Annotated in this window: 17 protein-coding genes; 14 read left to right on the plus strand and 3 right to left on the minus strand. The window is 71.6% G+C overall.

What is annotated here, in order from left to right; all coding sequences use genetic code 11:
- Window positions 1-141 precede the first annotated feature (141 nt).
- Window positions 142-297 carry a DUF6131 family protein gene (locus PZB77_RS00830; protein ID WP_275490563.1) on the minus strand — a complete coding sequence of 52 codons (156 nt, stop codon included), beginning with the start codon at window positions 295-297 and terminating at the stop codon, window positions 142-144.
- Window positions 298-483: 186 nt separating this feature from the next.
- Here PZB77_RS00830 and PZB77_RS00835 point away from each other — a divergent pair, with 186 nt between their 5' ends.
- The 12 genes from PZB77_RS00835 (at window position 484) to PZB77_RS00890 (ending at window position 7,845) form a co-directional block, all read left to right on the plus strand.
- Window positions 484-810 (plus strand): gas vesicle protein, encoded by a 327-nt coding sequence (locus PZB77_RS00835; protein ID WP_275490564.1) that lies wholly within the window; start codon window positions 484-486, stop codon window positions 808-810.
- Window positions 811-838: 28 nt separating this feature from the next.
- Window positions 839-1,297 carry a gas vesicle structural protein GvpA gene (locus tag PZB77_RS00840; protein WP_275490565.1) on the plus strand — a complete coding sequence of 153 codons (459 nt, stop codon included), beginning with the start codon at window positions 839-841 and terminating at the stop codon, window positions 1,295-1,297.
- Window positions 1,298-1,300: 3 nt separating this feature from the next.
- A complete protein-coding gene (locus tag PZB77_RS00845; RefSeq protein WP_275490566.1) occupies window positions 1,301-2,056 on the plus strand; it encodes a GvpL/GvpF family gas vesicle protein in 756 nt (251 codons plus the stop codon).
- On the plus strand, window positions 2,047-2,304 hold the full coding sequence (locus PZB77_RS00850; RefSeq protein WP_275490567.1) for a gas vesicle protein GvpG: 258 nt from the start codon (window positions 2,047-2,049) through the stop codon (window positions 2,302-2,304). The genes PZB77_RS00845 and PZB77_RS00850 overlap by 10 nt, the downstream gene beginning before the upstream one ends.
- A 3-nt stretch (window positions 2,305-2,307) precedes the next feature.
- The gene (locus tag PZB77_RS00855) at window positions 2,308-3,207 is read left to right on the plus strand and encodes a histone protein (protein WP_275490568.1); all 900 of its coding nucleotides are present in this window, start codon (window positions 2,308-2,310) and stop codon (window positions 3,205-3,207) included.
- A gap of 6 nt (window positions 3,208-3,213) precedes the next feature.
- Window positions 3,214-4,350: an SRPBCC family protein gene (locus tag PZB77_RS00860; RefSeq protein ID WP_275490569.1), complete on the plus strand. Its 1,137-nt coding sequence runs from the start codon at window positions 3,214-3,216 to the stop codon at window positions 4,348-4,350.
- The gene (locus tag PZB77_RS00865; protein ID WP_275490570.1) at window positions 4,347-4,703 is read left to right on the plus strand and encodes a gas vesicle protein; all 357 of its coding nucleotides are present in this window, start codon (window positions 4,347-4,349) and stop codon (window positions 4,701-4,703) included. Before PZB77_RS00860 ends, PZB77_RS00865 begins: the two co-directional genes overlap by 4 nt.
- Complete coding sequence (locus PZB77_RS00870) at window positions 4,700-5,536, plus strand: GvpL/GvpF family gas vesicle protein (RefSeq protein WP_275490571.1); 837 nt, start codon at window positions 4,700-4,702, stop codon at window positions 5,534-5,536. Before PZB77_RS00865 ends, PZB77_RS00870 begins: the two co-directional genes overlap by 4 nt.
- The gene (locus PZB77_RS00875) at window positions 5,533-5,760 is read left to right on the plus strand and encodes a gas vesicle protein (protein WP_275490572.1); all 228 of its coding nucleotides are present in this window, start codon (window positions 5,533-5,535) and stop codon (window positions 5,758-5,760) included. Before PZB77_RS00870 ends, PZB77_RS00875 begins: the two co-directional genes overlap by 4 nt.
- Window positions 5,757-6,035, plus strand: a complete 279-nt coding sequence (locus PZB77_RS00880) for a gas vesicle protein K (protein WP_275490573.1) — start codon at window positions 5,757-5,759, stop codon at window positions 6,033-6,035. Before PZB77_RS00875 ends, PZB77_RS00880 begins: the two co-directional genes overlap by 4 nt.
- Window positions 6,036-6,065: 30 nt before the next feature.
- The gene (locus PZB77_RS00885) at window positions 6,066-7,049 is read left to right on the plus strand and encodes an iron-containing redox enzyme family protein (protein WP_275490574.1); all 984 of its coding nucleotides are present in this window, start codon (window positions 6,066-6,068) and stop codon (window positions 7,047-7,049) included.
- Between the two features lie 115 nt (window positions 7,050-7,164).
- Window positions 7,165-7,845: a HemK2/MTQ2 family protein methyltransferase gene (locus PZB77_RS00890; protein WP_275490575.1), complete on the plus strand. Its 681-nt coding sequence runs from the start codon at window positions 7,165-7,167 to the stop codon at window positions 7,843-7,845.
- Window positions 7,846-7,869: 24 nt separating this feature from the next.
- On the opposite strand, the gene PZB77_RS00895 is transcribed toward PZB77_RS00890, so the two are convergent.
- Together PZB77_RS00895 and PZB77_RS00900 are read right to left on the minus strand one after the other, a co-directional pair.
- A complete protein-coding gene (locus PZB77_RS00895; RefSeq protein WP_343299897.1) occupies window positions 7,870-8,079 on the minus strand; it encodes a CDGSH iron-sulfur domain-containing protein in 210 nt (69 codons plus the stop codon).
- Between the two features lie 111 nt (window positions 8,080-8,190).
- Window positions 8,191-9,144: an adenosine kinase gene (locus PZB77_RS00900; RefSeq protein WP_275490576.1), complete on the minus strand. Its 954-nt coding sequence runs from the start codon at window positions 9,142-9,144 to the stop codon at window positions 8,191-8,193.
- Window positions 9,145-9,405: 261 nt separating this feature from the next.
- Between PZB77_RS00900 and PZB77_RS00905 the strand changes: the two genes are divergently transcribed.
- The gene (locus tag PZB77_RS00905; RefSeq protein ID WP_275490577.1) at window positions 9,406-10,767 is read left to right on the plus strand and encodes an FAD-dependent oxidoreductase; all 1,362 of its coding nucleotides are present in this window, start codon (window positions 9,406-9,408) and stop codon (window positions 10,765-10,767) included.
- 172 nt (window positions 10,768-10,939) lie between these two features.
- Window positions 10,940-11,572, plus strand: a complete 633-nt coding sequence (locus tag PZB77_RS00910) for a class I SAM-dependent methyltransferase (protein ID WP_275490578.1) — start codon at window positions 10,940-10,942, stop codon at window positions 11,570-11,572.
- Window positions 11,573-11,862: the final 290 nt, after the last annotated feature.

An 11,862-nucleotide genomic window follows, 5' to 3' on the forward strand; every position in this document is an offset into this window, starting at 1 on the left:
CACCGGGATCGGGGCACCGGGATCGGGGCGCCGGGATCGGGGCGCCGGGATCGGGGCGGGGCGACGGCGAAGTGTCCTCGATCCCCTGGCCGCACCCGCACTCGACCGCCACCACTCCCCGGGGAACCACGCCGCATCCCCTTACCAGTAGTGCCGCCTGCCGCCCACCGCGCGCCCCGTCGCGCCGAGCAGGAAGAGAACGGCTCCGATGACGAGCAGCACAATGCCGATGGTCCACAGAAACGAGAGTCCGGTGATCAGACCGATCACCAGCAGGATCACACCGAGAACGATCATGGCGCACTCCGTCCGGTTCACTCCGGTTGGTGACTCCAGTATGCGCCTATTCGGAGCTGTGCACGGGTCGGCGGACCGCGCCCGCGGCGGGAGGGCCCCGGTGCCGTGCAACCCCTGGACCAGGGGTTACACGCCGATGGCTCTGCCCGAGATGCAGCACGCGCCACGACGCCCAGACTGAGGAACATGGCAGAAGAACGTCGTAAGCGTGCCGCTCACACCTCCTCCTCCGGCGCGCGCAAGGCCCAGGTCACCTCGGACGGCGGTCCCCAGGGAGCGGCCCGTTCGGCCTGCCAGAGCCTGGAGGGCCTGATCGCGCATCCACTGGAGGGCGTCTCCGCCGTCCGGCGCGCCGACGACGGCTGGTGCGTGGTCGTCGACGTCCTTGAAGTACCCCGCATTCCTGACACGACGAGCCTGCTCGCCTCCTACGAGGTGCGGCTCGACCAGGAGGGCGAACTCGTGGAGTACCGCCGAGTGCGCCGTTACCGACGGGGTGCCGCCGACGAATGAGCGGCGTCCCAGAACCGGAAGGACCCCCATGGCCACGACCTCCTACTCCGACGAAGTCACCTGCCCCCCACGCTCCGGCACCCTGTACGACGTACTGGAGCTCATTCTCGACCGGGGCATGGTGATCGATGTCTTCGTCCGGGTGTCCCTGGTCGGGATCGAGATCCTGAAGATCGACGCCCGGATCGTCGTGGCGAGCGTGGACACGTATCTGCGGTTCGCGGAGGCGTGCAACCGCCTGGACCTGGAGCGGGATTCCGGCAGCACCACGATCCCCGAACTGCTCGGCGGGACAGCCGCCAAGTCGATCGGCAAGCGCAAGGTGCGCAGGGCGACGGAATCGGTCGGAGAGAGCGTGCGCAAGGTGCTGGGCGCGGACGAACACGACGCCGACCGGGACGATGAGGAGCCCGCCGCACGGCCCAAGAAGCGGCGTGCGCCCGAGCGTTCGGGCGCAGCCCGGCGCCGCCGGCCCGTGGAGGCCTGAGCGATGCCGACGCAGGGTGTGTACGTCTACGGCGTCGTCCGCCACACGACTGCGGTGCCGATCGGGCTGAGCGGCGTCGGCACTCCTCCCGCCCGCCTCACGTCCATCGGACGGGGAGCGGTACGCGCCGTTGTCAGCGAGGCCCCCGCGCGTCTGCGCGCCCGCCGACGGGACCTCATGGCACACCAGGAACTGCTGGTCCGGCTCTCGGAGGTCGACTCGGTGCTGCCCATGCGCTTCGGCATGGTGGCGACGGGCGAGCAGACGGTGCTCCAGCAACTGGCCACCACCGAGAAAGCCTGCCTGGAGGCGCTGGAGCACCTGGCCGGACGCGTGGAGATCAACGTCAAGGCGTTCCCCGCGCAGGACGCGCTCGCCTCGGTTCTCGCTCAGGAGCCGCAGGTGCGCCGGCTCCGCCAGGACGCCCGTCGGGCGCCGGGGTACGAGTCCTCCGTACGACTGGGTGAAGCGGTGGCCAAGGCGCTGGCGCGCAGAGCGGCCGAGGCCGGCGAGGAGATCCTCGCCGAACTCACCCCGATGTCCCACGCGGTGTCGAGGGGCCCGGAGGTCCACGACTGCGCCCTCAACGTCTCCTTCCTCGTCGACCGCGCGCGGCAGGAGGAGTTCCGCATGTCGGCGCGGCGTCTTGCCGACGCCCGCCCCGACCATGTCGATCTCAGGATCGTCGGACCGCTGCCCTGCTACAGCTTCGTGGCCGGTGGCCCCTCGCTCGCCCGAGCGGGTGCCTCATGGGGCTGATCACCGGGCTCCTCACACTCCCCCTCGCCCCCGTCCGCGGGGTGGTGTGGGTAGCGGACAAGGTGCACGGGGCGGCGGAGCGCGAGTTGCGCGACCCGACCGTCCTCAGAGCCCAATTAGCCGCTCTGAACCGCGAGTTCGAAGACGGCCACATCGACGTCGAAGAGTTCGAGCGCCAAGAGGAACTACTGCTCGACCGGCTCCACGCCGAAGGCGTGGCGGCACACCGGACGATGGAAGGGGACTGACCCATGGACGACACGGCCAAGGCGACGCTCGCTGCCGCAGTGGTGGGCGGATACGTACTGGGGCGGACGAAGAAGGGCAGGCTCGCGATCACGGTCGCGACCTACCTGGCGGGACGCAGGTTCGGTCTCGAACCGAAGCAACTCGCTGCCGAAGGCATGCGGAGGCTGGGCGACGTGCCGCAAGTCGCCGAACTGCAGCAACAGCTGCGCGGCGAAGTGCTGGAAGCGGGCCGCCAAGCGGTCACGGCCGCCGCCAACCGCGGAATGACCTCACTGGCCGGGGCCATCGGCGACCGTACGGCGAAGCTCGGCGAACGCGGGCGTCCCGGCGAGGACGAAGACGCCGAAGGCCAGGGCGAGGACGAGGACGAGCCCTGGGACGAGGAAGACGGGGAGGACCAAGCCGACGACGAAGAGGACGACGGCGGCCCCGAGGACGAGGACGAGGACGACGGCGCGTACGAGGACGAGGAGCCGGACGAGGAGGAAGAGGAGGAAGAGGAGGAGCCGGACGAGGACGAAGAGCCGGACGAGGAAGAGGAAGACGAAGAGGAGGAGCCGGAGCCTCGTCCCCGCTCCCGGAAGCGCTCCGGCGCGCGTCCGTCGGGCGCTGACGCGGAGAAGCCGGAGAAGAAGCCGGTCAAGAAGGCCGCCGCGAGGAAGACCGACGGCGCCTCGTCACCGGCGAAGAAGGCCGCCAAGAAGGCTCCCCCGGCCAAGAAGGCGTCGGCGAAGAAGTCGGCTCCGGCGAAGAAGGCGGCGCCCGCCAAGAGGAGCGCGGCGAAGAAGGCCCCTGCCAAGAAGGCCGCCGCGAAGAAGGCGCCGGCCAAGAAGAGCGCCGCGGCCAAGAAGACGACGCCGTCCAAGCGGGCGGCTTCCAAGCGAGCCGATCGCCGGAGGTAGCGAGCCATGGCAAGCAATGAGAACGAGGGTGCCCAGGACCAGGTGTCCGGTGTCGACCGGCTGCGCGAGGAAGTGTCGAAGTACCTCTCCGGTCAGGTGGAACGGCTCGCGGGGAAGGCCGGCGAGAAGTTGACGGACGTCACCGGCCAGCTCAGCGACGTGGCACAGAACGGCGGGTCCCTGCCGGCCATCGGCTCCCGCGTCCTGCAAGGGGAATCGCCTCTGAAGGCGTTCGTCTCCGAGAAGGCGAAGGGGGTGAAGGACAACGTCGTCGGCAAGGCGAAGGACGCCTTCGGAGGAGGCGGCGGGGACGGGGGCGGCGGCAAGGGCGGTGGTAAGAGCAAGTCGGGCGGCAAGTCCATGAACATCATCGAGTTCCTCGATGTGGGCGTGCCGTTGCGGGAGGCGTACGACCACTGGACGCAGTACGACCAGTTCAGCAGCTTCACCAAGGGTGTGCAGAGCGTCTCGATGAACGACGAGATGTCGAGCGACTGGAAGGTGAAGATCGGTCCGTCCTCCCGGGGCTTCAAGGCCACGGTGCAGGAACAGGTTCCCGACGATCGGATCGTGTGGACGTCCGAGGGGGCCAAGGGCAGCACGCGCGGCGCGGTCAGCTTCCACGAGCTGGCGCCGTCGCTGACCCGGATCATCCTGGTGGTGGAGTACTACCCGTCCGGCTTCTTCGAGAAGACCGGCAATCTCTGGCGGGTCCAGGGACGCCGCATCCGCCTGGACTTCAAGCACTTCCAGCGTTACGTCACCCTCAGCGCCGAACCGCCCGACGGCTGGCGCGGCGAGATCCGCGACGGCGAGGTCGTCGTGTCCCACGAGGACGCCGTGGCGGAGGAGGAAGAGCAGGAGGGCCAGGAGGACGAGGGCCAGGAAGACGAGTACGAGGGCGACGAGGAAGGCGAGGACGGCGAGGACGGCGAGGAGGAGGACGGCGACTTCGAGGATGAGGACGGCGGCGAGGACGAGGACGAAGAGGACGGTGACGACGAAGAGGACGAGGGCGAGGAGTACGAGGACGAGGAGGACGCCGGCGAGGATGGCGAGGACGGCGAGGAAGAGGAAGAAGAGGAGGACGAGGACGAGGAAGAAGCGCCTCGTCCCCGTAAGCGGAGAGGCGGGCGACGGTGACCGACCTGGCTTACCGGCAGAGCGCCGACCCCATTCCCGGTCCGCAGACGAGCAACCTCGCCGACATCCTGGAACGCGTCCTCGACAAGGGGATCGTCATCGCCGGGGACATCAAGATCGAGCTCCTCGACATCGAGCTGCTCACCATCCGGCTCCGTCTCTTCGTCGCCTCGGTGGATACGGCCAAGAAGGCCGGGATCGACTGGTGGGAGACCGATCCCGCGCTCAGTTCGCGCGCGTCGCGCAGCGCGCTGCAGGAGGAGAACCGCGAACTCCGTCAGCGGATCAAGGCGTTGGAGGCCCCCGGCCACGCGGAGGAGCACGGCGAGTCGAGGGAGCGCACGCACACATGACCGGTATTCCTCGCAGCGGCACCTCGGGGGGCGAGGCCCTCTACGTCTTCGCCGTGTGCCGCGACCTCGATCGCGCCCGCCTCGGGCCGCTGGCCGGCCTCACCGGCGAGGAGCCCGTACGCCCGCTGCACCTCGGTGGCCGCCTCTCCGCCGTGGCGCAGACGGTTCCCGCGGACGACTTCACCGACGAGGTGTGGCAGGAACGACTGACCGATCAGGAGGAGTTGGAGCGATACGCGCGGGCGCACCACGCCGTGGTCACCGCCGTCGCCGCCGGCGCGCCCACCGTGCCGCTTCCGATGGCCACGCTCTATCACGGCGACGCGAACGCCCGCACGGCGCTCGCGTCGCAGGCGGCACGGTTCGATCGCGCGCTCGACCGGGTCGCCCATCACTCCGAGTGGGGCGTCAAAGTGTTCCTCTCCCCCGCGACGGCCCGGGAGCCCGCGGAGAGCACCGTGGGCCGGGTGGAACCGGCCGCGCCCTCGGACACGGCGCGTCCGGCGGCGGGTTCGGGCCTCGCGTATCTGAACCGGCGCCGTGGTGTCCAAGAGCGCCGGGAGCGCCGTCAGGAGGAGGCGGGGCGCACGGCCGACGTGGTGGACGAGGCGTTCCGCCGGGTCGCCGCGGAGGCCCGGCGACTGCGGCTGCACTCCGCGCCGTCTCCGGAGGGCCAGGGCGTCCAGGTCCTCAACGCCACCTACCTGGTGGCGGAGGGCCGGTCGGCCGAGCTGCACCGGCTTGCGGAGTCCCTGCGCGAGCCGGGTGACGCGGAGGTCGTGCTGTCGGGGCCCTGGGTGCCGTACTCGTTCGTGGCCGAGGTGGAGGGATGAACCGCGAGGTGGTGCCCTGGGACGACGCCGAACCGCTGGCCGGCCCGCTCGGCGTGCCACTGGTCGATCTGCTCGACCGCGTCCTCGCGACCGGGGTGGTCATCAGCGGTGACCTGGTGATCGCCATCGCGGACGTGCCGTTGGTCCGTCTCTCCCTGCACGCCCTGCTGTCCTCGGTCAGCGAACGGGTGCCGGCCCCCTGGGCCGACGGGGGGCCGCTGTGACCGGCGCCCGGATCGACGTCGACCGCGAGCGGCTCGGGCGTGACCTCGTCACGCTCGTCCTCACCGTGGTGGAACTGCTGCGCCAGCTGATGGAGCGTCAGGCGATCCGCCGGGTCGACCAGGGGGACCTCAGCGACGAGCAGGCCGACGAGATCGGCGCCACCCTGATGATGCTCGACCAGCGGATGACCGAGCTCTGCGAGCAGCACGGCGTACGGCCCGAGGACCTCAATCTCGACCTGGGTCCTCTCGGGTCCCTGCTGCCCCGGGACTGACCCGATGCGGACCCGACCCGAGGGAGGACCATGGACGCGAGGCAAGCGGACGGCTCCGGAACCCACCGCTCTCCCCGGCTGCCGGGCGCGCGGGGGCCGCTGTCGGCCGCCGTGCTCGGCCATCTGCGGGGTGCGGGCGCGCTGCCGGATCCCGGGGTGGCGCGCGGCGCGGATCCATACGGCCCGGACCTCCACCTGACGCTCTACGCCTGCTACGAGCTGCACTACCGGGGGTTCGCGGGGGTGGACCCGGCACTGGAGTGGGATCCGGACCTCCTCGCCGTACGCCGGGGTGCCGAGGAGTCGTTCCTTGCCGCGCTGCGCCGCGACGCCACCGGAGCCGACCCGCTGGCGGACGTGCTCGCCGGGCTGCTGGTGGAACCCGTGCACGGCCAGGGCGTCTCGGACTTCCTCAAGGACCACGGGGAGCTGCGGCACGTGCGCGCGTACGCCGTGCAGCGGTCGCTCTACCACCTGAAGGAGGCGGATCCGCACGCCTGGGTGCTGCCGAGGCTCCGGGGACGGGCCAAGGCGGGAATGGCGGCGATCGAGTACGACGAATTCGGCGCCGGCCGCCCGGAGCGGGTCCACGCGCGCCTCTTCGCCGATCTGATGGCGGACCTGGGGCTGGAGACCGCGTACGGCCACTACCTGGACGAGGGCCACGCCGAGATGCTGGCCCTGGTCAACCTGATGTCGCTGTTCGGACTGCACCGACGGCTGCGGGGCGCCCTGGTGGGCCACTTCGCCGCCGTCGAGATCACCAGCTCGCCCGCCTCGCGGCGCCTCGCGCAGGCGATGCGCCGCGTGGGTGCCGGGCCCCGGGCCGCGTTCTTCTACGACGAGCACGTCGAGGCGGACGCCGTGCACGAACAGGTGGTCCGGCGCGAGGTCGTCGCGGGCCTCCTGGCGGACGAGCCGGAACTGGAGGCCGATGTGGCGTTCGGTATCACCGCCACCGCCTTTCTGGAGGAACGGCTCGGGCACCGGCTGCTGGCGCAGTGGCGCGGCTGACCGAGCCCGGACCTCCCCCGACCGGGTGCGCTGCCGGGAGCGCCGAGTGGTGACTCTGCTGATTACGGCACAATCTGGGACGGACCACTCCGTCTCTCCGTCCGAGGGAGCCCCGATGGCCACCGACGTGGCATCGCCCGCGCCGTTCGTCCTCACCCTGCCCGGTGTGTACGCGCCGCAGCACGACACCCGACTGCTGATGCGGGCCCTCGAACGCGAGATCCTGGCGCCCGGAGCACAGGTGCTGGATCTCGGCACCGGGAGCGGGGCGCTGGCGATCCGTGCCGCGCAGCTGGGTGGGTCGGTCACCGCTCTCGATCTCGCCCGCCGGGCCGTCCTGACCGCCCGTATCAACGCGCTGCTCCACCGCCACCGCATCGACGTCCGGCGCAGCGATCTGACCGCCGCCGTCCGGGGCCGCGCCTACGACCTGCTGCTCTGCAATCCGCCGTACGTGCCCTCGCCGGCGCCGGGGCTGCCGGGGCGTGGCCGGGCCCGGGCGTGGGACGCGGGGCTCGACGGCCGGATCGTCCTGGACCGCGTCTGCGACGGCGCCCGGGAGGTGCTGCGGCCGGGGGGTGCCCTGCTGATGGTGCACTCGGCGCTCTGCGACCCGGAACTCACCCTGGCCCGACTGGAGGCGGCGGGGCTGCCCGCCGTGGTGTGCGAGCGGGCCCGGGTTCCGCTGGGCCCGGTGCTGCGCTCACGGCGGGCGTGGCTGCGGGACCGGGGTCTGCTGGGGCAGGGCGCGGTCACCGAGGAACTGGTGGTCGTGCGGGCCGTACGGGAGCGGTGAGCCAGACCGTCCGGCCGGTCCCGGTCAGCCGTCGTCGTTCTTGACCCGGCGCCGGTGGCTGGTGTCGCACCAGGGGTGGATCCGGCTCTTGCGGCACGTGCAGAGGGCGACCACGAACCGGTCCGACCGCGCCGTTCCGCCGTCCGGCAGGGTCACCTCCACGGGCCCTTCCAGCAGCATCGGCCCGTTCTCGGTGAGGGTGACACGGCAGGGACCTCGGGGTGTTTCCGGCACGGGGACCGCCTTCCGGTGGCCGCTGTAGGGGGTACGGGCGTACGGGCCGACGGTCACCTGACTCGATGGTGGTCCCCGCCCGGAGCGGGCGCACGCCGGGGCACACGGAGTTCAGACGCGCGCTGCCCCGGACGTCGCGCCGTCGGCCGTCGCGGCGTCCGTCTCCCACTCGGCCACCCGGGTGAGGAGCTGCTCGCGGCTGATGGCGTCCGCCCGGGTGGCTTCCACCGTGCAGGCGTGGGCGCCGGCGACCGCGCCGAAGAGGGCGCAGCGCGCGGGTGCCTCGCCCGCCAGCCAGCCGAGCAGGAAGCCCGCGGCGAAGGCGTCGCCGGCGCCGTTGGTGTCGACGACCGGTGCCGGTGGCGCGATCGCCGGGACGTGCGTCGACACGCCGTCGACGAGCAGGTGGGCGCCGGCGGCTCCGTCGGTGGCGACGACGACGCGGGCCCTGCCGCGCTCGGCGATCGCCCGCAGGGTGGCCACCGGGTCCTCCAGCGCGGTCGCGGAGAGGAACACCAGGTCGGCCGCGTACGCGAAGGGCTCGTGGTACGGGTTGACGCCGTCCCAGTCGTGCAGATCGGTGGAGAGCGTCAGGCCCGCCTCGCGCAGCAGGGGGAGGGCGAGGGCGCACGGGTGGGTGATCGACACGTGCGCGTGGCGGCTCTTCGCGGCGAGCGCCCGCACGGTCTCCTCCGGCAGCCGGTCGCCTTCCGCCGAACGGCTGTCGTCGTACAGGGAGAGCCGTCGCCCGTCCGGGCCGACGAGGTTCACCGCGCGTTTGGTGCCGAGCGGCTGCGGGATTCCGGTGAAGGGGAGGGACCGGTCGCGGTGGAACGCGCGCACCAGGTCGCCTTCGTGGTCGTCGCCGACCAGGTCGATGTGGTGGGTCCGCAGGCCGAGGGAGGCGAGGCCGAGCGCGACGAAGTCGCCGGTCTGCCCCGCCCGGGCGGTGATCCCGGGGCGGATCATCCAGCTGTCGGCGTACGGGAGCGGAAGTTCGGGGACGTACACGATGGTGTCGACTCCCGCTCCTCCCAGGACCAGGACGTCGTTCTCCATGCTCATGGAGGGCTCTCCGGGGGGCGCGCGGCAGGGACGGGAGCGAGTCAAGCAGCCGCCCGACGCGCTCGCAATCCTTTGCGCAAAAGTGCTGCAAGGCATTTCGGTCGCGGACCGTCCGACTCCGGCCCGGCACCCCGGCGACCCCGGGCGCGGGACCGGAGAGCCGAGGACATACCGTGTAGGGGGGTGTAATTAGTCGAGCCTTACCTTGACGGCACCTCGCCCGCGTTCACCCGCCCCGAGGAACGAAGGAACCACAGCCCCATGACACGCCCTGTCCGCGTCGCCATAGTCGGAGCCGGTCCTGCCGGAATCTACGCGGCCGACGCGCTGCTGAAATCCGAAGCCGCCAAGGACCCGGGTGTCTCGATCGACCTGTTCGAGCGCATGCCGGCCCCCTTCGGTCTGATCCGCTACGGTGTGGCCCCGGACCACCCGCGGATCAAGGGCATCGTCACCGCACTCCACCAGGTGCTGGACAAGCCGCAGATCCGTCTCTTCGGCAACGTCGACTACCCGAACGACATCGGTCTGGACGAGCTGCGCTCCTTCTACGACGCGGTGATCTTCTCGACGGGTGCGGAGGCCGACCGCGCGCTCGACATCCCCGGGATCGAACTCGACGGTTCCTACGGTGCGGCCGACTTCGTCTCGTGGTACGACGGCCACCCCGAGGTGCCGCGCACCTGGCCGCTGACGGCCGAGAAGGTCGCCGTGCTCGGCGTGGGCAACGTGGCCCTGGACGTGGCGCGCGTACTCGCCAAGACCGCCGACGAGCTCCTCCCTACGGAGATCCCCGCCAACGTCTACGAGGGCCTCAAGGCCAACAAGGCGCTGGAGGTGCACGTCTTCGGCCGTCGCGGTCCCGCCCAGGCGAAGTTCAGCCCCATGGAGCTGCGCGAGCTGGACCACTCGCCGAACATCGAGGTCATCGTCAACCCCGAGGACATCGACTACGACGAGGGCTCCATCGAGACCCGCCGCGGCAACAAGCAGGCCAACATGGTCGCCCAGACGCTGGAGAACTGGGCCATCCGCGACGTCGGCGACCGCCCGCACAAGCTGTACCTGCACTTCTTCGAGTCGCCCGTCGAGGTGCTCGGCGAGGACGGTGCGGTCGTGGGACTGCGGACCGAGCGCACCGAGCTGGACGGCACGGGGAACGTGCGCGGCACCGGCGCGTTCACCGACTGGGACGTACAGAGCGTGTACCGCGCGGTCGGTTACTACTCCGACGAGCTCCCGAAGCTGCCGTGGGACCCCGCCTCCGGCACGGTCCCGCACGCCGCCGGACGGGTGATCGCCGGCTCGGAGCACATGGCGTCGGTCTACGTCACCGGCTGGATCAAGCGCGGCCCGATCGGTCTCATCGGACACACCAAGGGCGACGCGAACGAGACCGTCGAGTGCCTGTTGGAGGACCACGCCGAAGGCCGTCTGCCCGCTCCGGCGCAGCCCGATCCCGATGCGGTCGTCGCCCACCTGGAGGGCCGCGGCGTCCGCTACACCACGTGGGAGGGGTGGCACCGCCTGGACGCCCACGAGAAGGCGCTCGGCGCCGAGCAGGGCCGTGAGCGCATCAAGGTGGTGGAGCGTTCGGCGATGCTGGACGCCTCCGGCGCCTGATCCCGTACGGCGCGCGCGTCCCCGGGCTCCCTCGTGGAGGGCCGGGGACGCGGTCGTTCCGGGAGAAGGGCCCCAGGGAGCGGCGGGGGCAGCCGAAGGGCCCCGTTGAAGAGGCGGGCGCCGGGTGGCACGATCCGGGGTGACCGGGCCGGCCCGCGGAAGGAACGCACCCATGGACGACGTGAGCGGCGCCCCGGCGGCGACGGTGTTCGACACGCTGGGAGCCGAGTACGAACGGGCCTTCGCCGCGTCACCCGCGCACCGGGACTCCCTGCGGGAACTGACCGGACACCTCGCGCCCCGCAGCCGGGTACTGGACGTGGGCAGCGGGACGGGCCGCCCGACCGCCGGATTCCTGGTGGAGTCCGGGCACGAGGTGCTGGGCGTCGACGTCTCGCCCGTCATGGTGGAGTTGGCGACGCGGCAGGTCCCCGGGGCGTCCTTCGTCCGGGCGGACGTCCGCACGCTCCCCCTGGAGGAGGAGTCCTTCGACGCGGTGTGCGTCTACTTCTCGCTCCTGCAGATGACGCGCGGCGAGCAGGCGGCGCTGCTCGCACGTCTCGCCCGGGTCCTGCGGCCCGGCGGTCTGCTGGCCGTGGCGACGGTCCCGCTGGACGTGGAGGGCGTGGACGCCGTCTTCATGGGGTGTCCGGTGCGGGTGACCAGCTTCGCCGGGCCCGCGTTCACCGCTCTCGTGACGGACGCCGGGTTCGCGGTCCTGTCCCGGCGCAGCGTATCGTTCACGCCCGAGCATCCGGAGGCGACCCCCGAACCGCACCTCTTCCTGCTCTGCCGCCGCGTCTGACACGGACCTGCGCGTGCGGGCGGGTGGCCCGAGGCGACCATGGGCTCCATGAGCGACACGACCCGGGGCACGGGTGGTCCGCGCCGGCCCGCCGGCCGACCGGGGACGGCAGGGCGGCCGAGATCACGCGGGACTCGATGCACGCGATCCGCGTGGACTTCGCCGAGGCCAACCAGTGGGTCTTCTCCTCGATGGCGGGGGCGCTCGTGCTCGCTTACCTCGCTTCCCGCCGGCACCCCGGCACCCGGGTGACGGCGGACCCCGCGGGTTCCCCGGCCCCGTCCCCCTCC

Origin of the sequence: Streptomyces sp. AM 2-1-1 (assembly GCF_029167645.1) — a bacterium.
GTDB lineage: Bacteria > Actinomycetota > Actinomycetes > Streptomycetales > Streptomycetaceae > Streptomyces.